Genomic DNA, 20,298 nt, shown 5'->3' with positions numbered 1-20,298 from the left:
GTGATGTTCGGCCGCTGCGCCAAGCTCTACCGACGAAGGCCGCGTGGTGCACCAGGCCCGCGGCGCAGCCCGGCGCCGGCTACTCCGGTTCCTTGATGGAGCAGTTGGCGTCCGAGTAGGGCCCCGACACCTTGACCCAGTTGGCGTCGATGGCCTCGGGGTTGCACATCGTCTTGCCGGTGGCCTTGTGCTTCCACACGTAGTAGAGGCTGGGCTGGGCGGTGGCGGTGCCGGCGATGCCGGCCAGGGCCAGCGCGGTGGCCGCGAGGGCGAGCTTGAACTTCATGGGGACTCCTTGCGTTGGGCAACAGTGGTCACTTGTAGATCAGCGAGTTGCCGATCACCGTCAGCAGGGCCTTGCCCTGGGCCACGATGGCGGTGCGGTAGGCCTCGAAGCGGGCGTCGGTCATCGCGTTGTCGTCCCGCACGCCGCCGCCGGTGTCCGGCGTGCCGCGGAAGAAGTTGGTCATCACCGGCACGTGGATGTGGCCTGCCGGGATGTCCAGCCCGAAGGTGTCGCGCAGCAGGGTGTTGCGGTAGGCACTCTCGTTGGACAGGTAGTCGCCGCCGCCGCCCGAGCGCGAGCAGGTGGCCAGGTTGGGCGCCACCACGGTGCTCAGGTCGGGCATCAGGTTCATCACGCCGTTGGAAGGCACGCTGACGGTGGCCACGTCGTTGCAGTCCGGGAAGTAGGCGTAGTTGGTGTGCCAGGTGACGTTGAAGCCCTCGGTGCCTTCGCTGGTGGCGCCGGGCGGGCGCGCCACGCCGGCCTGGGTGCGGCCCGTGACCATCGCCGGGATGGGCATGGAGGCGGTGGTGAACTGCGGCGGATAGTCCTTCATCCAGGCCGTGGTGGCGTCGTAGCCCAGCCAGCGCTGCGGCGGGTTGATGTTGCAGCCCGAGCCGGCCAGGGTGATGGGCGCCGCGCCCGCGGTGGTGATGGTGCCGATGGGCAGCACGTAGGCCGGCAGCCGGGTGGCGCCGGGCGGGCAGTAGACGATGCCGTCGTTGCCGGCCGAGCTGCCGTGGAAGCGGCCGTTCCACTGCTCCAGGTTGAACACGTTGGCACTGCCCTGGCTCATGGTGATCGATGCGTCCACGCGCTTGGGGCCGGGCTGGAAGTAGGGCGCCAGCGTGTCTTCCTGCATGCCCTTGTTGAAGGGGTCGTAGCTCACCGGCAGGATGTAGCTCTCCACATGCATCACGCTGCCATCGGCCAGCGTCACCTGCTTGCCGTCCATCTCCAGCGCGGTGGCGCCGGAAGGATTGCCGTTGCGCAGGCCGGTGTTGGGCGTGCCCGGCACGCCGAGGGTGAAGGTGTCGAAGCCGCTGATGATCATGCGGCGGTACTTCTTGCCCGAAGGGGCGTTGCCTTCGGGCAAGTTGATGTCGTACTGCCCGCGCGAGGCGCGCTCCAGCTGCCACTGCAGGTCGTCGATCTCGGCAGCCGTCATCGCGAAGGAGGGCTTCCACTGGCGCAGCGCCTTGGTCATCTGCACGCGCGCCCAGTACAGCATGCGGTCGTCGCTGTTGGGCAGCACGCTGCCGGCGGGCGAGGCGCGGCGGCCCTGCACGCGGTCCACCGCGGCCTTCCACAGGGCCAGGCCTTCGGCCTTGACCAGGTCCACCGCCTGCGCATAGGTGGTGACGGGGGTGGTGCCATCGGCCGCGCACAGCTTGGTGGCGAAGGCGGGCGCGAAGGTGTCGAAGCCGGTGTCCTTCAGGATGCGGTCGGCCAGCGGCGTGGCATCGGTGCCCACCACGTTGGCGCCGCTGAAGGGCAGCGGGGTCTGCAGGCGCTGTTCCTCGTAGGCCAGGGCCACGGCGGTGTCCACGCTACAGGCCACGGTGGGCGCGGGCGGCGTGGGCGCGGGGGCCGGGGCTTCATCGTCGTCGTCGCTGCCACCGCAGGCGGCCAGCAGCACGGCGGCGGCCAGGGCGGTGAGGTGCGCATGCACGTGGACGCGCTTCGGTTCGGATCGGGATTGCAACATCGTGACTCCTACTGACACTTGCTTGTGGACTGCCGGGCAACGGTGCATGGGGTGGTCATTCGATACGCAGGCCCTCCGTGTTGGCCCGCGGGCCGGCGGGCCGCGGCGCGCGCAGCAGCACGCCATCGGCCTGCAGGGCGGTGCGCAGCGTCTGCGCGAATTCCAGGGCGCCGGGCTGGTCGCCGTGGATGCACAAGGTGTCGGCGCGCAGCGGCACCGTCTTGCCGCTGAGGGCGCGCACCGAGCCGCCCAGCATCTGCCGCACCTGGGCCAGTGCCTGGCCGGCGTCCTCGATCATGGCGCCGGGCGTGCCGCGCGGCGACAGGCTGCCGTCGTCCTGGTAGCTGCGGTCGGCGAACACCTCCGCGGCAGCCTGCAGGCCGGCGGCCTCGGCGGCGCGGATCATCTCGCTGCCGGCCAGGCCGAAGAACACCAGCGTGGGATCCACGTCGCGCACCGCCTGCGCCAGCGCATCGGCCAGCTTGCGGTCCTTCACCGCCATGTTGTAGAGCGCGCCGTGCGGCTTGACGTGGTTGAGGCGGCCGCCCGCGGCCTGCGCGAAGCCCATCAGCGCGCCCACCTGGTAGACCACCATCGCATAGGCATCGGCGGGAGAGACCTGCATCACCCGGCGGCCGAAGCCCTGCAGGTCCGGCAGGCCGGGATGCGCGCCCACCTTCACGCCCTTGGCCAGCGCGGTGGTGACCACGCGGCGCATGGTGGGCGGGTCGCCCGCATGGAAGCCGCAGGCGATGTTGGCCGAGGTCACGTGGTCGAGCAGGTCGACGTCGTTGCCCATGGTGTAGGCGCCGAAGCCTTCGCCCATGTCGCAGTTCAGGTCGAGGGTGGTGGTGCTCATGTCGGAGCTCCTGGTGGGCCGAGCAGCAGCGGCCGCAGGGCCTGCAGCTGCCGCTCGCGTTCAAGGTGCAGCGCCTGCGCCTGCGCCAGCGTGACGGGCACGAAGCGCAGCGCCTGCCGCGGCGCCATCTGGGCCAGCAGCGGCAGGTCCACGCTGGCCACGTGGGCGATCTTGGGATAGCCGCCTGCGCTCTGTCGCTCGGCCATCAGCACGATGGGCTGGCCGTCGGGCGGCACCTGCACGGTGCCGAAGCTCACGCCTTCGGAGATCAGCTCGCCGCCGGGCAGCCGCGGCAGCGCCGGGCCTTCCAGCCGGTAGCCCATGCGGTCGGACTGCGGGCTGAGCTGGTAGGTGGCCTGCGCCATCAGTGCATGCACCTCGGGCGCGAACAGCGCCGCATGTTCGCCCGGCACCATGCGCACCGGCGTCACCGCCTGCGCGGCGGCCAGCGGCACCGGCACGCTGATGTCCTCGGGCAGCACCGCCGGAGGCAGCTCGGCGGGCTGGCCGGCGCCGATGGGCAGGACGTCGCCCTTGCGCAGCGCACGGCCCTGGAAGCCGCCGAAGCCGCCGCGCACGAAGGTGCTGCGGCTGCCCATCACCGGCGGCACCGCGAAGCCGCCGCGCACCGCCAGGTAGCAGCGCAGGCCGTTCACGCGCCTGCCGAAGTCCAGCTGCGCGCCGGCCGGCAGCTGGATGCGTTCGTACATGGGCAGCGGCTCGTCGCCCACCTGGGCGGACAGGTCGGCACCGCACAGCGCGATGCAGGCCGCGGCGTCGAAGCGCAGGCTGGGGCCGGTCAGCAGGATCTCCAGCGTGGCCTCGTCGGCCGCATTGCCGGCCAGCAGGTTGGCCACGCGGTGCGACCACAGGTCCATCGCGCCGCCCACCGGCACGCCGAAGCGCTGCCAGCCATAGCGGCCCTCGTCCTGCAGCTGCGTCTGCGCGCCGGGCTTGAGCACGGTGATGCTGTTCATGCGGCGTGGGCAGGCGCGGCCGCCGCCAGGGCCTGGTAGGCCGCCTGGTCGATCGGCAGGAAGCGGATGGCATCGCCCGGGCCCAGCAGGCAGGGCGGCTCGGCGGTGGCGTCGAACAGCTTCAGCGGCGTGCGGCCGATGATGTTCCAGCCGCCCGGCGTGGCCAGCGGATAGATGCAGGTCTGGTCGCGGGCGATGGCCACCGAGCCCGGCGGCACCGAGGTGCGCGGCGTGGTGCGGCGCGGCATCTGCAGTGCCGGGTCCAGCCCGCCGATGAACGGGAAGCCCGGCGCGAAGCCCAGCATGTACACCACATGCGGCGATGCGCCGTGGCGGCGGATCACCTCGTCGCGCGGCAGGCCGCGCTGGCGGGCCACGTCGTCCAGGTCGGGACCGGCCTCGCCGCCGTACCACACGGGCACCTCGAACAGCCGCGGCTCGGCGGCCTGCGCATCGAGGTCGATCTCCAGCCGCTGCTGCACCTGCAGCCGCAGCCGCTCGTAGGGCGTGCCGCCGCTGCCGGGCACCTGCTCGGGCCGGTAGTGCAGCGTCACGGTGCTGAAGGCGGGCACCACGTCGCGCACCGAGCGCAGCGGATGCGCCAGCAGGTGCGCCACGAAGGCATGCACCCGGTGGCTGATGCGCAGGTCCACGCGGTCGCCGAAGCCGATCAGCAAGGCGCTGTCGCCCACGGGGCGGATGGGCTCGCTCGGCATGCGGCCTCAGCCCATCGCGCCGGGCAGCACCATCACGATCTGCGGAAAGACCGTGATCAGCACCGTGGCCAGCACCAGCAGCAGGAAGAAGGGGAAGGCCATGCGCGCCAGCCGGAACAGCTGCAGCCCGGTGATGCCCTGGATGACGAACAGGTTGAAGCCCACCGGCGGCGTGATCTGCGCCATCTCCACCACCAGGATCAGGTAGATGCCGAACCACAGCGGGTCGATGCCGGCGGCCAGCACCGCGGGCATCAGCACCGCGCTGGTCAGCACCACGATGGAGATGCCGTCCAGGAAGCAGCCCAGCAGCACGAAGAACACCGTGAGCACCGCCAGCAGCCCGTAGGCCGACAGGCCCAGCGACGAGATCCAGGCCGCGACGTTGGCCGGCAGGCCGGTGAAGCTCATCGCGCTGGTGAGGTAGGCCGCGCCGATGAGGATGAAGGTGATCATGCAGCTGGTGCGTGCCGCGCCCATCAGGCTGGCCACGAACGACGCCCTGGTCAGCGAGCCGCCCAGCCCCGCGATCAGCAGCGAGCCGATGACGCCGATGGCCGCGGCCTCGGTGGCCGTGGCCACGCCGGCGTAGATGGAGCCGATCACGCCCGCAATCAGCAGCCCCACCGGCGCCAGCAGCCGCAGCCGCTTGAAGCGCTCGGGCCAGGACACCTGCTGTTCGTCCTTCGGCACCTTGCCCGGATGGCGCAGCGACCACAGCGCGATGTAGCCCGAGAACAGCACCATCATCATGATGCCGGGCAGGATGCCCGCGGTGAACAGCTTGACGATGGACACCTGCGCGGCCACGCCGTAGACGATCATCACGATGGACGGCGGGATCAGCAGGCCCAGCGTGCCCGCACCGGCCAGCGAACCGACGGCGATGCTTTCGTCATAGCCGCGCGCCTTGAGCTCGGGCAGCGAGATCTTGCCGATGGTGGCCGCGGTGGCCGCCGACGAGCCGCTGACCGCGGCGAAGATGCCGCAGCCCAGCACGTTGACATGCAGCAGCCGGCCCGGCAGGTTCTGCACCCAGGGGCCGAGGCCGGAGAACATGTCCTCCGCCAGCCGCGTGCGGTAGAGGATCTCGCCCATCCAGATGAACAGCGGCAGCGCGGTCAGCGCCCAGCTGGCGGTGGAGCCCCAGCCGGTGGTGGCGAACAGCACCCCCGGCGGCGCCGAGGTGAACAGCATCAGCCCGGCCAGGCCGCAGGCGATGAGGGCCAGCGCCACCCACACGCCCAGGCCCAACAGCAGGAACAGCACCGCCATCAGCACGGCGGCTTGCGCAAGATCGCTCACGGCGTGGGCTTTCGCGAGAAGGGAAGGAAGGCGGCGGTCATTCGGTGCGCGCCACGTCGGCGCCGGCATCGGGCAGCGGCCTGCCGCCCAGGCAGCGCAGCAGGCGGTCGGCCAGCATCAGCGCCAGCAGCGCCATGCCGATGGCCATGGCCAGCTGCGGTATCCACAGCGGCACCTTCAACATGCCTTGCGCCACCTCGTCGTACTGCCACGAGTCGAAGACGAACACCGCGGTGTGCCAGGCGGCCCAGGCCGCCAGCGCGAAGCCGATGGCCGAGGCCAGCAGCTCGAAGCCGCGGTGCCAGCCCCGGGGCAGGAACTGCAGCACCAGCGTCACGCGGATGTGGTCGCCGTGGCGCATCGCGTAGGGCAGGGCGAGGAAGGCGGAGGCGGCCATTGCCCAGGCCGCGAAGTCGTCGGCCGCGGGTATCTGCTGGCCGGCCAGGCGGGCGATGATCTGCGCGGTGATCACCAGGCCGATGGCGGCCAGCGCCACGGCGGCCGCGGCCCCGGAGGCCCGCGCCAGGCGGTCGAGCACGGACATGTCTTGCTCCTTGGCGGTGGATGCAGGGCGGCAGGTTCAGCGGCGGTACGCTTCCAGCACCTTGGCGCCGTCGGGGCCGGCCTTCTTCAGCCATTCTTCGGCCATGGTCTGGCCGATCTTGTTCAGCTCGGGCGCCATCGCCGGCGGCACCGGATGCACCGCGATGCCCTTGCCGGCCAGCGTCTGCGTGAGCTTGGCGGTGAGCTCGCGGCCCATCTGCCAGCCGCGGGCCTCGGCCTTCCTGCCGGCGTCCATCACGGCCTGGCGCTGCTCGGCGGGCAGGGCCATCAGGGCGCGCTTGTTGGCGATGACGATGGCCTGCGGAATGAAGGCCTGCACGTCGTAGTAGTGCTTGACGTAGTCCCAGGCCTGGGTGTCCACGCCGGTGGCGGGCGAGGTGATCATCATGTCGATCACGCCGGTGGAAAAGGCCTGCGGCACCTCGGCCGTCTGGATGGTGGTGGGCACCGCGCCCATCAGCGTGACCATGCGGCTGGTGGAGGCGCTGTAGGCGCGGAAGCGTGCGCCCTTGAAGTCGGCCACGGTGGCCACCGGTGTCTTGGTGTAGATGCCCTGCGGCGGCCACGGCGCGCCGTACACCAGCACGATGCCCTGCTTGTCCAGCCGCTGCGCGATTTGCTCGCGGGCGGCCTTCCACAGCTTCTCGGTGGCGTCGAAGGAGTTGGCCAGGAAGGGCACGCTGTCGATCTCGAACATCGGGTCTTCATTGCCCAGCGCCGACATCAGGAACTCGCCGATCGGCACGATGCCCTGCTGCACCCCGCGCTTCACCTCGGGCCGCTTGAGCAGCACGCTGTTGCTCTGCACCTTGAACTCCAGCTCGCCCTTGGTGGCGGCCTTCACCTCGTCGGCGAACTGCCGCACGTTCTGCGTCAGGTAGTTGGCATCCGGCTGCTCGGCCGACAGGTTCCAGCTGGTGGCGGACTGCGCCGCCAGGGAGCACAGCGCGGCGGCGCCGGCGACGATCAGGCGTTTCATCGGTGTCGTCCTCGTCAAGAAAGGGGTCTGGCGAGTGACTGTCGGTGAACGCTCCCGCAGCGTCCAACGAGAAAAGTTTTAGTGCGATGACAAGTTTTGGTGATGCTGGCGCCAACCGAAGACGGCCACTGTTCCAGCTCCTGTAACGGTCACTTGGTCCGCATGAGGCTTCTGTCTGCGGCCACCCGGCGCCACAGTCCGTCCATGCCGCCGCCACTTGCAAGGCGACACACATGGAGCCCGACATGACCCCCAGCCATCCCGCACCCGCCGCCCCCGTCACCCTCTACCGCCACGCCCTGTCCGGCCACTGCCACCGCGTGGAGCTTGCGCTGTCGTTGCTGGGCCTGCCATGCAGGCTGGTGGACGTCGACCTGATGCAGGGCGAGCACAAGCGCCCCGCCTTCCTGCGCCTGAATCCGTTCGGCCAGGTGCCGGTGATCGACGACGGCGGCACCGTGGTGCACGACTCCAACGCCATCCTGGTGTACCTGGCCACCCGGTACGACCCCGCCCGCCGCTGGTTGCCGGCCACGCCCGAGGGGCAGGCCGCGGTGCAGGTGTGGCTGTCGGCCGCGGCCGGGCCCATTGCGTTCGGCCCGGCGGCGGCGCGGCTGGTCACGGTGTTCGGCGCCACGCTGGATGCAACCGGCGCCATCGGCCGCGCGCACCAGCTGCTGGGCGTGATGGAGCCGGTGCTGGCCGGCCGTGCCTTCCTCACCGGCGACGAGGCCACGCTGGCCGACATCGCGGGCTACAGCTACATCGCCGCCGCGCCCGAAGGCAACGTGGACCTGGCGCCCTATGCCGCGGTGCGGGCCTGGCTGCGGCGCATCGAATCGCTGCCCGGCTTCGTGCCGATGCCGCGCACGGCCGTCGGCCTGTCGGTGAACGCATCATGATCGCCGCACCCTTCCACGAAGGCGAGCAGGCCGTGCAGCGCCTGGTCGGCATGCAGGCGCGCATGGCCGAGATCGGCCCGCGCGTGATCCGCGACCACATGCCCGAGCAGCACCAGCGCTTCTTCGAGCAGCTGCCGATGCTGCTGGCCGGCATGGCCGATGCGCAGGGCCGGCCCTGGGCTTCGGTGCTGGTGGGCCCGCCGGGCTTCATCCAGGCGCCGGATGCGCAGCAGCTGCATGTGGGCGCGCTGCCGCTGCCCGGCGACCCGATGGCCGGGCACCTGCAGCCGGGCGCCGAGATCGGGCTGCTGGGCATCGAGCCGCAGACCCGCCGGCGCAACCGTGCCAACGGGCAGGTGACCGCGGTGGAGGCCGGCGGCTTCGGCGTGGCCATCACGCAGTCGGTCGGCAACTGCCCGCAGTACATCCAGCGGCGCGAGCCGATGATGAAGGCCGCCGACGGGCCCGCCGCGGCGCCGGCGCGATCCCTGTCGATGCTGGATGCCGCGGCCCAGGCGCTGGTGTCGCGGGCCGACACGCTGTTCATCGCCAGCCGCGCTCCGGCCACGGGCGATCGGCCGGCCGGCGGCGCGGACGTGTCGCACCGCGGCGGCCCGCCCGGCTTCGTCAAGATCGAGGACGCGCACACGCTGCTGCTGCCCGACTACTCGGGCAACCAGATGTTCATGACGCTGGGCAACCTGATGGTGGACCCGCGGGCCGGCCTGCTGTTCATCGACTTCGACAGCGGCGACCTGCTCACGCTCACCGGCCGCGCCGAGCTGGTATGGGACGGCCCCGACGTGGCCGCGCTCGACCGTGCGCAGCGCGCGGTGCGCTTCCAGCTGCAGGCCGGGTGGTGGCTGCCGCGGGCCCTGCCGCTGCAGTGGCGGCGGATCAGTTGAGGAACGGATCGGCCCGCAGGCTGGCCACGGCCATGTCGATGAAGCCGCGCACCTTGCCGGTGGCGCGCCGGCCTTCCAGGTGCACCACATGGATGGGCAGCGGCGCCGTCTCGAAGGCTTCCAGCACCGGCACCAGCGTGCCGTCTCGCAGGTGCGGCGCGGCCTGGTAGCTCAGCAGGCGCGCAATGCCCAGGTGCGCCAGCGCGGCGGTGATGACCGAGCCGTTGCTGGTGGTGCGCAGCCGCACCGGCAACGGCAGTACCAGCGACCGTCCGCCTTCGTTGAAGCGCCAGTCGGCCATCGGCGTGTTCACCCCGGCGGACAGCAGCGTGTGGCCCGCAGCCAGGTCGGCCGGATGCCGCGGCACGCCGGCCGCAGCCAGGTAGGAAGGTGATGCCACCAGCATGCGGCGCACCCGGCCCACCCGCACCGCCTGCAGCGACGAGTCGGGCAGCTCGCCGATGCGCACCGCCACGTCGATGCCTTCTTCCACGATGTTGACCATGCGGTCGAGGAACAGGCACTGCGCCTCCACCTGCGGATGCTGCTGCAGGTAGCGCGCCAGCAACGGCACCACGTAGAGCTGGCCGAACAGCACCGGCGCGGTGATGGTGAGCGTGCCGCGCGGCGCGGCATGGGTGCCGGCGGCCGCCACTTCGGCCTCCTCGATCTCGGCCAGGATGCGCCGGCAGTCCTCGGCATAGCGGGCGCCGGCATCGGTCACCCGCACCACCCGCGTGGTGCGGGTGAGCAGCCGCAGGCCCAGCCGTTCTTCCAGTTCCGCCACCGCCCGCGTGACCACCGGCGGCGACAGATCCAGCTTGCGCGCCGCCGCGGCAAAGCCGCCGGTATCGACGACGGCGACGAAGACGGTCATGGCATGCAGGCGGTCCATCGGGCTGCATTGTGGCGGCTGGCTGCGCGGTCAAAAGTCACCGCTTTGGGGCCCTCGGCCGCGCTTATCGTGGTGCCCCGCCTGCGCAGTCTGGCCAGGCGCGGGGGATCAAGAACAAACACGGAGGACATTCCTTGAAGATTCTCGAGGCAAGCGCCTGGCGCATTGGTGCGCTGGCGGGGCTGGGCCTGCTGGCCGGCTGTGGCGGCGGCGGTGGTGGCGAGGGCGATGCGGGCACGCCGGCCAGCGCCGCCTTTTCCGCGGAGGGGGTGTATGGCGGCACGCTCAACGGCAGCAGCGCGCTGTCGCTGCAGATGCTGGTGCTGGACAACGGCCAGCTGTGGGCGCTGTATGGGCAGCAGTCCAACGGGCGCTTGCTGGTGTCGGGCTTTTTCCAGGGCGGCAGCAGTGCGTCGACCAGCGGCATCCGCGCCACCGACCTGCGCGACTTCGGCACCGCGCCGCCCATGGTGCTCAACTTGAGCGCCAGCACCGGCACGGCCGCCGGTACCTTGGCCGGCACGCTGGCCACGTCGCAGGGCTCGGCCAGCTTCAGCGTCGGCCCCGACCCCAGCAGTACCTACCGCTACGAGGCCCGTGCGCTGCCGGCCATGGTGCAAGGCAGCTGGACGCTGACCACGCTGCAAGGGGAAGTGCAGTCGGTGACGGTGGCGGCCAACGGCAACCTCACCGCCAGCGGCTTGAGCGGCTGCAACTTCAGCGGCACGGTGCTGCCGCGCGCCTCCGGCAAGAACGTCTTCGACGTCACCCTGCGCTTCGGCCCCGCCCCCTGCGCCCTGCCCAACCAGACCGCCACCGGCATCGCCCTGGCCTATCCGCTGGACAACGGCAGCACCCAGCTGGTGGTGGCGGTGCATGACGCCGGGCGGACGGCGGGGACGGCGGCGTTTGGGGTGAGGTGAGGGGGGCGGAATGAATTAGGGGCGGTGCAATTGGCGTATTGCACGGAAGGGAGTAGGGGGTTCGATGAGTAATGGGTGTTGGCGAGGTCTAGGTGTGAACCGTCAAGAGGTTCTTTCTTGACTTGATGAGTCGGGACATCGGGAAGGCACCGCCGATGCCTGCGTGCGGGCGGTGCCAGTTGTAGTGGTGCTGCCAGCTGGCCAACGCCTGCGTGCGCTGGTCGGAGTTCTGGTAGGTCCATCCATAGGCCCACTCGCGCAGCGCCGACTGGATGAAGCGCTCGGCTTTGCCGTTGGTCTGGGGCCGGTACGCGCGGGTGAACTTGTGCGTGATGCCCAGAGCAGTGCAGGCGGCGGCGAAGTCCTTGGACCGGAACGCCGAGCCGTTGTCGGTCAGCAAGCGGCGCACCGTGATGCCCAGGCTGGCATAGTAGGCCACCGCATCACGCAGGAACTGCACGGCCTGCGGCGTCTTCTCGTCCGGGTGCATGGCCGTGAAGGCGATGCGCGCGTGGTCATCGACAGCCACGAACAGCGTTTCCCAGCCGGCGCCATCGACCGAGTCACGCCGGTTACCGTGACGCGGTGGCTGGGCCGCTCGATGCGCCCGACCTTCTTGGTGTCGATGTGCAGCAGGTCGCCTGGCTGGTCGTGCTCGTAGCGCACCACCGGCTCGGCCGGCTCCAGATCGCTGAGCTTGGACAGCCCCGCACGGGCCTGCACGCGGCTGACGGTGCTGTCCGAGACGCCCACGCTGCGGGCGATGCGCGCCTGGGTCATGCGCCGCGGCGCAGCTCCACGATCAGCAGCGCCTTCGATGGATCGATGGCACGCGGCGAGTGGGCGGGCCGCGACGACGCATCGGCCAGGGCTGCCTGGCCACCGGCCAGATACCGGCCCAGCCACTTGCGTGCGGTCACGGGCGTCACGCCGTGCTCGGCCGCCGCATCAGCGGCTGACCAGCCCAGTTCGATCATCTGCTGGACCATCTCCAGGCGACGCGCGTACGTCAATCGGACATGCTTATGGATGTTCATCCGGGTGTCTGCGTCAGACTGAACCGAGTCACTCGCGGTCGGACGCAGGCGCAGCCGCTGCGATCACTACAGCACATTCGGCAGGCAACGGCTCCGATCCGGCATGCGCACGATCAACTGCATGCTGCCGCCGCCTCCGTCGAAGCGGCCTTGCGCTGGCAGAACGGCGCAGCGCTGGCCTCGGCCCGGCGCAGGCCCTACTGCAGGCGTTTGGCCAAGGCGGGCCCTTGTCGGTGCCGAGCGATGTTGATTGCACCGTCGGGCATGGGCCGCCTCGGGCGGCTTAGGATGGGAACGCAATCAAGTCGATACCCGCGAGGCGACACCGGCGTCTGTTGGGCCGCCTTCACAGGCAAGCGAATCGCCCCTCAAATCTGCAATGCTGCTGGCGCCCAGCAGCGCCATCGTGCGCATGAACTCATCCGCGAACAGCTTCAGCACTGCGTCGACGCCCGCCTCGCCGCGCGCGGCGAGCCCGTACAGGAGCGGACGGCCCAGCAATACCGCCGTGGCGCCCAGCGAGATGGCTTTGGCGACATGGGTGCCGCGGCGCACGCCGCTGTCCATGAAGACCGGGACCCTTCCGGCGACGGCTGCCACCACACTCGGCAGCGCGGAGATGGCCGACGGCGCTGCGTCGAGCTGGCGCCCCCCGTGGTTCGACACGATGAGACCGTCGACGCCGTGATCGATGGCCAGGCGTGCATCGTCGGCATGCAGCAGCCCCTTGAGCAGCAACGGCCCGCGCCAGAACTCGCGCAGCCAGGCGAGCGTCTCCCAGACCAGCGTGCGGTCCATCGCCCGCGCCAGCAACGCAGCCTGCATGCTTGCCGAGCCTCCGTCCTCGCCGTCGGCCACGAGATTGGCGAAGTCTGGCGGCCCGCTGATCGCTGCCCGCATCGACCAGCGCGGATGCGTCACGAGATCCCAGCCCAGCTTCGCGGTGGGCTTGAACGGCACGCGAAAGCCGTTGCGCACATCGAGTTCCCGATTGCCACTGACTGGCACGTCGACGGTCAGCACCAGCGCCTGGTAGCCGGCGCGCTGTGCACGCTGCACGATGCGCGCAGCCATCTCCTTGTGCATCACGTACAGCTGCATCCACTGGATGCTCTCCGGCGCGGCCGCGCGAACGTCTTCGAGCCGCATGTTGGAAGCGGTCGACAGCGCGAACGGGATGCCGGCCCGCGCGGCCGCCCTCGCCAGCATCACGTCGCCGCGTGGACGCACCAGGCCGTTCAGGCCGGTCGGTGCAATGCCGTAGGGCGATGACCATTTCGTCCCGAAGACCTCCACCGCCGTGTCGATGCGGCTGGTGTCGCGAAGGACCCGCGGCGTCAGCGTGACGGCATCGAGATCGCGGGCGTTGCGGCGCAGGCAGCAGCCGTCGTCGGCGGCGCCGTCGACATAGTCGAAGACGAACCGGGGCAGCAGCCGGCGCGCCTCGCGCCGGAAGTCCTCTGCATTGAGAAGCATGGAAACCCTGCCGTCAATCGAGCCTGATGTTGTTCTTGCGGATCAGGCCACCCCAGCGCTCACGCTCGGTGCGTACGTAAGCCGTCATCTGCTCCGGGGTACCGGGCATGGCTTCGAGCGATAGCGCCTGGAAGCGTGCCTTGACCGGGGTCGCATCGAGGGCCGCCTGCAGCGCCTTGCTCAATCTCGCGACGGTTTCTGGTGGCGTCCCGGCGGGAACGACGAGCCCTTGCCAGGCATAGGCTTCGAAACCCACAACGCCCTGCTCCGCGAGGGTCGGCACATCGGGCAGCGTCTTCAGCCGCGCCGCACTCGCGACGCCGAGGGCGCGCAGCTTGCCCGACGTCACGTACTGCTGAACCGTGGCCGAGTCCATCAGCGCGAAGGGCACCTGGCCACCCACGAGGTCCTGCACGGCCGGCGCACCGCCCCGGTAGGGGACGTGGGTCAGCGTCAGGCCGGTGCGCTCGCGCAGCAGTTCGGCCGCCAGGTGCTGCGGGCTGCCGGCGCCCGATGACGCGTAGTTCACGCCGCCGGGGCTCGCCTTGACCCAGGCCGCGAACTCGCTGAAGTTATTCGCCGGGTTGCTAGGGTGGACCACCAGCAGCAGCGGAAAGCGCGCGAGCATCCCGACCGGGGCGAAGTCCTTCTCGGCGTTGTACGGCAGCTTGGCAAACAGCGACGGGTTCGCCGCCAGGGTGGCGAAGTCGGCTGTGAACATCACGTTGCCGATGTCCTTCGACTTGGCAACATAGTCGGCCGCGATGTTGGTGGCCGCGCCGGGCTTGTTGTTGACGATGATCGACCGCCCCAGCGACTTGCTCATGACCTCGGCCACGGAGCGGGCGACGGTGTCGGAGCCACCGCCGGCGGCGTAGCCGACGACCCATTCGATGGGCCTGGCATCCTGGGCGACCGCCAGAAGCGGCGCGACGGAAAGCAGCGTCAGGCTTCTGGCAATGGCGCGGCGGCTGAAAAAAGAGGTGGTCATCGGAGCGTCTCCTCGGGAAAGTATTGACGTGATGCGATCGGCACAGGCGTGCCCAATCAGGGTTCGAGCTGATCGAATGGCAGGCCGACGTAGTTCTCGGCGAGTGCAGTTGATCCGGCGCGCGAACCCGTGACGTAGTCGAGCTCGGCGATCTGCACGCGATGCTGGAAGTCGTCGGCGCCGGGGAAGCGGTGCAGCATCGACGTCATCCACCACGAGAAGCGCTGGGCCTTCCAGATGCGCCGCAGCGCGGTCGCGGTGTAGCCGTCGAGCAAGTCAGTGCGGCCTTTGCGGTAGAACTCGACGATCGCCCGCGACAGCACACGCACGTCCGCGGCCGCGAGGTTGAGCCCCTTGGCGCCGGTCGGCGGCACGACATGGGCCGCGTCGCCCGCCAGGAAGAGCCGCCCGTGCTGCATTGGCTCGGTCACGAAGCTGCGCATGCCAACGACCGTCTTGCTGAAGATCTCGCCTTCCTTCGGGGCCCAGCCGTCGCGCGTGGCCAGGCGGGCGCGGAACTCCGCCCAGATGCGGTCGTCGGACCAGTTCTCGATCTTGTCCGTCGGCTCGCACTGGAGATACATGCGCTGGATGTCGGGCGAGCGCGTGCTGACGAGCGCGAAGCCGCGTTCGTGCAGCGCGTAGATCAGTTCGTCCGACGACGGCGGCGCCTTGCACAGGATACCGAGCCAGCCGAACGGGTACAGCCGCTCGAAGCCCTTGAGCACGCCGGCCGGGATCGAAGGACGGCACACGCCCTGCGTGCCGTCGCAGCCGGCAATGAAGTCGGCCGTGATCTCGTGCAGTTCGTCGTCCTTGCTGCGAAAACGCACCTTCGGGCTCGCGGTGTCGGTGTCGTTGACGCTCACGTCCTTGACCTCGAAGCGGATGTCCGCCCCGGCGCCCAGTCGCGCGGCGACAAGGTCCTTGATCACCTCGTGCTGCGCGTAGACCATCACCGCCTTGCCGCCGGTGAGTTCAGGAAAGTCGATGCGGCGGTCTCGTCCGTCGAAGCGCAGGATCGTGCCGGTGTGGACGAACCCTTCGCGCTGCATGCGCTCGCCGACGCCAAGCTGGTTCATCAGGTCGACCGTGCCCTGCTCGAGCACCCCCGCGCGGATGGTGGCTTCGATCGCCTCCCGGCTGCGTGTTTCCAGCACGATCGACTCGATGCCTTCGAGGTGGAGGATTTGCGACAGCAGCAAGCCTGCAGGGCCGGCGCCGATGATGGCGACTTGGGTTTTGACGGTATTCATTTGGTCTTCAGCAAGATGAATGGGAACAGCGAAACATGCGTTGTTGCTTGGACCTGCCGCCGGTCTCGGGGCGGTGGTCTGCTTCAGTCCCCGGTGATCCGGCGTTCCCGGATGAGCTTGCCGAAGCGCGTGGCGTCGTCCATCGCCTTGTCGTGGAACTGCGCCGGCGTCATCGGCGCGGGGTCGCCGCCGAGGGCCAGGATGCGTTCGCGGGGGCCCGGCAAGGTGAGTGCGCGGTTGATCTCGCGGTTGAGACGGGCAATCACATCGGCTGGCGTGCCGGCTGGTGCGTAGAAGCCGAACACGGTGTCGGCGTCGAAGCCCTTGAGTCCGACCTCGTCGAGCGTCGGCGCGTCGGGAAACAGCGGCGAGCGTTTGGGGCTGCCGATCGCCAGGAGCTTGAGCTTGCCGGCCTTGATGTGGGGGATGGCCACGCCGGGGTCGAACAGGAAGTCGATCTGGCCAGCCAGCAAGTCGGTCAGCGCCGGTGCCGCCCCGCGGTACGGCACGTGTGTCGCGAACACGCCGGCCTGGCTTTTCATCAACTCGGCCGCCAGATGCGGCGAGCTGCCGTTGCCGGGCGAGCCGAACGACAGCTTGCCCGGCCGGGCCTTCATGACGGCCAGGAACTCCGTCGCGTCCTTGGCCGGGAAGTCCGGCTTGGTGACCAGGAAGACGAGTACCCGCGCCGCGGCGGCCACGGGCACCAGGTCCTTGGCAGGATCGAACGACATCTTTGGATAGATGAACGGATTGACCGACACCATGCCGCCCGAACTCATCAGCAGCGTGTAGCCGTCGGCCGGTGCCTTGGCCACCGCGTCGCCACCGATGTTGCCGCCGGAGCCGCTTTTGTTCTCGACGACGATCGGCTGGCCGAGCGCCTCCTGCAGCGGCTGGCCGATGGCGCGGGCGATCTGGTCGGCCGCCCCTCCCGGCGGGAAGTTGACGATGATCCTCACCGGCTTGGCGGGCCACGCCTGGGCGAAGGCCGTGGCGGGCAGCGCCAGGGCGGCTGCAGCAAGCAGCAGTGCATGGCGGCGGCCGGCCGAGGGCTTGCTCGATCTGCTGGGCTTCATGGGATGTCTCCTGGATCGTCGTTTCTAGAACGCGGCGGGCGGTGGGCATGGCGCTGCCATACCGCCGGATGAAGGCGGCAGGGTTGGCAGCGCTGCAGGTCAGCGCGAAGCGCTCAGAACGGGTAGTGACGCTCGCTCGTCTGCAGCGTGATCCAGCGCAGGTCGGTGAACGCATCAACGCCGGCACGCCCACCGAAGTGGCCGTAGCCCGAGTCCTTGACGCCGCCGAAGGGCATCTGCGCCTCGTCGTGCACCGTTGGCGCGTTGATGTGGCAGATGCCGGACTGGATTCGCCGGGCGACGTTCCAGGCCTTCGCAATGTCGCGGCTGAACACGGCGGACGACAGACCGAACGGGTTGTCGTTGGCGCAGGCGACAGCGGCGTCCGTGCCCTCCACGCGCACGATGCCCTTGACCGGGCCGAAGCTCTCCTCGTGGTAGATCGCCATCTCGGGCGTCACGTGGTCCAGCAAGGTCGCGGGCATGAGCGTGCTGTCCGCCTTGCCGCCGCACACAAGCGTGGCGCCTTTGGCGAGTGCGTCGTCGATCAGTGCGTTGCAGCGGTCGACAGTGCTCCTGTCCACGACGGAGCCCAGCACCACCGGCCCTTTACGCGGGTCGCCCAGCGGGAGGCCCGTGGCCTTGGCGGCGAGTTTCTCGACGAAGACGTCGGCGATCGATGCGTCCACGATGATCCGCTCGGTGGACATGCAGATCTGGCCGGAGTTGGCGAACGCGCCGAAGGCCGCACCGTTGACCGCGGCATCAACATCGGCATCTTCCAGCACGAGGAATGGCGCCTTGCCCCCGAGTTCCAGCACGGCCGGCTTGAGGTGCTTGGCGCACAGGCTGGCGATGATCTTGCCGACCTTCGTCGAGCCGGTGAAGTTCACACGGCGCACGGCCGGGTGCGCCACCATCGCCTCCACCACCGCGCCGGCGTCCGCCGGCGCATTGGTCACGAAGTTGACCACCCCCGGTGGCAGCCCGGCCTCCTGCAGCGCCTCGATGATGAGGCCATGGGTGGCGGGCGACAGCCTCCGAACCCTTCAACACCACGGTGTTGCCGCAAGCCAGCGGCGTGGCCACCGCACGCACTCCCAGGATGACCGGGGCGTTCCACGGCGCCATGCCCAGCACCACGCCAGCGGGCTGGCGCACGGCCATGGCCAGGCTGCCCGGCACGTTGGACGGAATGATCTCGCCGTTGATCTGCGTGGTCAGCGACGCGGCCTCCTGCAGCATGCCGGCGGCAACGTGCACGTTGAAGCCCGACCACAGGGCCGAGCCGCCGGTCTCCGCGGCAACGGCCTGCGCAAACGCATCGGCCTTGGCCTCGAGTGCCTCAGCGGCCTTGAGCAACAGGCCACGTCGCTCGCTCGGGCCCATCTGCGACCAGGCGGGGAATGCCGCGGCGGCGGCCTCGACCGCCGCAATCGCGTCCTCGGGCGAGGCGGCGGGTGCCGTGGTCGCCACGCTGCCGTCGAGCGGGTTACGTCGATCGAAGGTCGCGCCGTTGCGGGCCTGGCAGGCCTCGCCGTTGATCAGCATCGAGATCGTGGTCATCGTGTGTCTCCTTGGGGAAATGGCATCGGTGAGAAGCGTGCGCGCGCTGGCCCCTGCGGTCGGCTTGTGCCGCCGCACATGCGCTCTGGGCGATGCAACGGAAATCGTCGGCGTTACGCGACCTCGATCTCGACCAGGATCGGCCCGTTCGAGCGAAGCGCTCGGGTCAGCGTGTCGCGCAGCGCTTCGGCGTGTTCGACGTGGACAGCGTCGAGACCCTGGCTGCGCGCCAGCGCGACGAAATCGAGGTCGGGCAGGTCGGTGCCCTGTGGCACCTCGCCATCGGCGTACCCGAAGACGGGCGCGAAGTCCTGCAGGGCGGCATAGCGTCGGTTCTTCAGGATCACGAAGGTGATCGGCAGCTTGAGCTGCGCCGCACTCCACAGCGCCTGCGGCGAGTACATCGCCGAGCCGTCGCCGATGAGGCCGATGACCCGCGACCCAGGCTTGCCGAGCGCCACGCCGACGGTCGCCGGCAGGCCCCAGCCGAGGCCTCCGCTGGCCATCGTGAAAAAGGTGTCGCTGCGGGTGATCGGCAGATGCTGCTGCATCACGGATCGTGCGCCAGGGGCTTCCTCGACCACGATGTGACCAGGATCGCGCACCTCGTGCAGCGTCTGCAGGGCGAAGGCGACCGACATGCGCTCGCCCGCCAGGGGAGGCTCGGCACGCGTGCGCTCGGGGCGCGGGGGCGGCGCTGTGCGCTGCGGTGGGGCCGCTCGCGCCAACAGGTCGATCACGCCCAAGCGGATGCTGCACACCGCCGAAGTGCCCAGCGGCGCCCAAGCGGCGACCTGCGGGTCGTCGACGAGCTGGAACAGGCTTGCTCCGGCTGGCACGTGGGGGCCAGTGCCTTCGACGTGGTAGGTGAACGTCGGTGCGCCGACCGCCAGGATCACGTCATGGCCGCTCAGCAGGCCGACGATCTTCTCGCGCATGGCTGGCAGGAAGCCGGCGAACATCGGGTGATCTTCCGGGAAACCGCAGCGTGCGGACATCGGGGCGACCCAGACCCTCGCCTGGTGGCGTTCGGCCAGTTGCAGCACCTCGTTCCAGGCGCCGTCGCGATCGACGCCGGCGCCGACGACGAGCGTCGGGCTGCGGCTCCCGTCGAGCGCATCGCCGATTTGCGCAAGCACGCCAGGCTCGGGCCGCAGCGCCGTGCTGACGACCCGCGGCTCGACCCATTCGGTGGGCCGGTCCCAGTCGTCAGCTGGGATCGACACCAGCACTGGGCCGCACGGCGGCTGCATGGCGATGTAGTAGGCGCGGGCGATCGCGAGCGGCACGTCCTCGGCGCGCGCCGGCTCGATGCTCCACTTGACGTAGGGCTTTGGCAGTTCGGTCGGCTGCGCCGAAGCGAGGAATGGGTCGAACGGCAGGATTGAGCGCGCCTGCTGCCCGGCGGTGATGATCAGCGGCGTGCGGTTGGTGAAGGCCGTGAAGATGTTGCCCATGGCGTTGCCGACACCGGCGGCTGAGTGCAGGTTGACGATGGCCGGCCTGCCGGTGGCTTGCGCGTATCCGTCGGCCATGCCGACGACCACCGCCTCTTGCAGCCCGAGCACGTAGCGGAAGTCTGGCGGGAAGTCCCGGAACATCGGCAGCTCGGTCGAGCCGGGGTTGCCGAAGATTGACGTCATGCCGAACGAGCGCAGCAGGTGCAGCACCGCCGTGCGGACGGTTGCCGGCGTCCTGGTCCGTTCGGAACCAGTCGCGACGGAGAGGGCTTGGGACGTGGCGCTGTCTGCGGTAGCTTGGGTCATTGAGCTGTTTGCCAGGGCTGGGGTGTGGGGGAAGTCTCGCGACTACGGCGCCTGCGCGCAATTCGATGGGGGTTCTAAGCTTTATGCATTCACCGCATACTGCAAGGT

At 69.8% G+C, this 20,298-nt stretch carries 18 protein-coding genes and 2 pseudogenes; 4 read left to right on the top strand and 16 right to left on the bottom strand.

Translation table 11 applies throughout. From position 1 onward, the window contains the following. Positions 1-79: 79 nt before the first annotated feature. Genes LRS14_RS22765 through LRS14_RS22730 form a run of 8 tightly spaced genes read right to left on the bottom strand, consistent with a single transcriptional unit; the run spans position 80 to position 7,394 of the window. Complete coding sequence (locus tag LRS14_RS22765; protein ID WP_257801224.1) at positions 80-286, bottom strand: hypothetical protein; 207 nt, start codon at positions 284-286, stop codon at positions 80-82. Between the two features lie 28 nt (positions 287-314). Continuing rightward, positions 315-1,994 (bottom strand): hypothetical protein, encoded by a 1,680-nt coding sequence (locus tag LRS14_RS22760; protein WP_257801223.1) that lies wholly within the window; start codon positions 1,992-1,994, stop codon positions 315-317. A gap of 55 nt (positions 1,995-2,049) precedes the next feature. Beyond that, the gene (locus LRS14_RS22755; protein WP_046112602.1) at positions 2,050-2,853 is read right to left on the bottom strand and encodes a LamB/YcsF family protein; all 804 of its coding nucleotides are present in this window, start codon (positions 2,851-2,853) and stop codon (positions 2,050-2,052) included. Beyond that, positions 2,850-3,830: a biotin-dependent carboxyltransferase family protein gene (locus LRS14_RS22750; RefSeq protein ID WP_257801222.1), complete on the bottom strand. Its 981-nt coding sequence runs from the start codon at positions 3,828-3,830 to the stop codon at positions 2,850-2,852. The genes LRS14_RS22755 and LRS14_RS22750 overlap by 4 nt, the downstream gene beginning before the upstream one ends. After that, positions 3,827-4,546 carry a 5-oxoprolinase subunit PxpB gene (pxpB, locus tag LRS14_RS22745; RefSeq protein WP_046112600.1) on the bottom strand — a complete coding sequence of 240 codons (720 nt, stop codon included), beginning with the start codon at positions 4,544-4,546 and terminating at the stop codon, positions 3,827-3,829. Before pxpB ends, LRS14_RS22750 begins: the two co-directional genes overlap by 4 nt. Before the next feature lie 6 nt (positions 4,547-4,552). Beyond that, positions 4,553-5,851 (bottom strand): TRAP transporter large permease, encoded by a 1,299-nt coding sequence (locus LRS14_RS22740; RefSeq protein WP_046112599.1) that lies wholly within the window; start codon positions 5,849-5,851, stop codon positions 4,553-4,555. 37 nt (positions 5,852-5,888) lie between these two features. After that, entirely contained in the window at positions 5,889-6,395 is a 507-nt protein-coding gene (locus LRS14_RS22735) for a TRAP transporter small permease (RefSeq protein WP_046112598.1), read from the bottom strand. A gap of 36 nt (positions 6,396-6,431) precedes the next feature. Next, the gene (locus LRS14_RS22730; protein WP_257801220.1) at positions 6,432-7,394 is read right to left on the bottom strand and encodes a TRAP transporter substrate-binding protein; all 963 of its coding nucleotides are present in this window, start codon (positions 7,392-7,394) and stop codon (positions 6,432-6,434) included. Positions 7,395-7,639: 245 nt separating this feature from the next. On the opposite strand from LRS14_RS22730, the gene LRS14_RS22725 reads away from it, so the two are divergent. Beyond that, positions 7,640-8,296 (top strand): glutathione S-transferase family protein, encoded by a 657-nt coding sequence (locus LRS14_RS22725; protein WP_257801219.1) that lies wholly within the window; start codon positions 7,640-7,642, stop codon positions 8,294-8,296. Beyond that, positions 8,293-9,201 (top strand): pyridoxamine 5'-phosphate oxidase family protein, encoded by a 909-nt coding sequence (locus LRS14_RS22720; protein ID WP_257801218.1) that lies wholly within the window; start codon positions 8,293-8,295, stop codon positions 9,199-9,201. The genes LRS14_RS22725 and LRS14_RS22720 overlap by 4 nt, the downstream gene beginning before the upstream one ends. Here the strand turns inward: LRS14_RS22720 and LRS14_RS22715 are convergent. Next, positions 9,194-10,096: a LysR family transcriptional regulator gene (locus LRS14_RS22715; protein ID WP_257801217.1), complete on the bottom strand. Its 903-nt coding sequence runs from the start codon at positions 10,094-10,096 to the stop codon at positions 9,194-9,196. The genes LRS14_RS22720 and LRS14_RS22715 overlap by 8 nt on opposite strands. A gap of 134 nt (positions 10,097-10,230) precedes the next feature. Here LRS14_RS22715 and LRS14_RS22710 point away from each other — a divergent pair, with 134 nt between their 5' ends. Continuing rightward, positions 10,231-11,019: a hypothetical protein gene (locus LRS14_RS22710; protein WP_257801216.1), complete on the top strand. Its 789-nt coding sequence runs from the start codon at positions 10,231-10,233 to the stop codon at positions 11,017-11,019. 88 nt (positions 11,020-11,107) lie between these two features. Here LRS14_RS22710 and LRS14_RS22705 read toward each other — a convergent pair. The 5 genes and pseudogenes from LRS14_RS22705 to LRS14_RS22685 all read right to left on the bottom strand — a co-directional run bounded on the left by LRS14_RS22705 (position 11,108) and on the right by LRS14_RS22685 (position 16,741). Continuing rightward, a pseudogene (locus tag LRS14_RS22705) lies at positions 11,108-12,056 on the bottom strand (IS481 family transposase). A gap of 300 nt (positions 12,057-12,356) precedes the next feature. Further along, positions 12,357-13,532 (bottom strand): alpha-hydroxy acid oxidase, encoded by a 1,176-nt coding sequence (locus LRS14_RS22700; protein WP_257801215.1) that lies wholly within the window; start codon positions 13,530-13,532, stop codon positions 12,357-12,359. A 13-nt stretch (positions 13,533-13,545) separates the two neighbouring features. Continuing rightward, complete coding sequence (locus LRS14_RS22695) at positions 13,546-14,523, bottom strand: tripartite tricarboxylate transporter substrate binding protein (RefSeq protein ID WP_257801214.1); 978 nt, start codon at positions 14,521-14,523, stop codon at positions 13,546-13,548. Between the two features lie 56 nt (positions 14,524-14,579). Beyond that, positions 14,580-15,779 carry a 4-hydroxybenzoate 3-monooxygenase gene (gene pobA / locus LRS14_RS22690; protein ID WP_257801213.1) on the bottom strand — a complete coding sequence of 400 codons (1,200 nt, stop codon included), beginning with the start codon at positions 15,777-15,779 and terminating at the stop codon, positions 14,580-14,582. An 83-nt stretch (positions 15,780-15,862) separates the two neighbouring features. Then, on the bottom strand, positions 15,863-16,741 hold the full coding sequence (locus LRS14_RS22685; RefSeq protein ID WP_404977605.1) for a Bug family tripartite tricarboxylate transporter substrate binding protein: 879 nt from the start codon (positions 16,739-16,741) through the stop codon (positions 15,863-15,865). Between LRS14_RS22685 and LRS14_RS22680 the strand changes: the two genes are divergently transcribed. Then, a complete protein-coding gene (locus LRS14_RS22680; protein WP_257802251.1) occupies positions 16,731-16,886 on the top strand; it encodes a hypothetical protein in 156 nt (51 codons plus the stop codon). The two genes, LRS14_RS22685 and LRS14_RS22680, sit on opposite strands and share 11 nt — an antisense overlap. An 85-nt stretch (positions 16,887-16,971) precedes the next feature. On the opposite strand, the pseudogene LRS14_RS22675 reads toward LRS14_RS22680, so the two are convergent. Together LRS14_RS22675 and mdlC are read right to left on the bottom strand one after the other, a co-directional pair. Continuing rightward, positions 16,972-18,424: pseudogene (locus tag LRS14_RS22675) on the bottom strand (aldehyde dehydrogenase). A gap of 113 nt (positions 18,425-18,537) precedes the next feature. After that, positions 18,538-20,190, bottom strand: coding sequence for a benzoylformate decarboxylase (gene mdlC / locus LRS14_RS22670; protein ID WP_257801212.1), 1,653 nt, complete (start codon positions 20,188-20,190; stop codon positions 18,538-18,540). Positions 20,191-20,298: the final 108 nt, after the last annotated feature.

This window comes from Aquincola sp. J276 (genome assembly GCF_024700035.1).
Lineage (GTDB): Bacteria > Pseudomonadota > Gammaproteobacteria > Burkholderiales > Burkholderiaceae_C > Aquincola > Aquincola tertiaricarbonis.
Note: the sequence above shows the minus strand (reverse complement) of the source record. Positions and strands in the feature narration are given on the sequence as shown.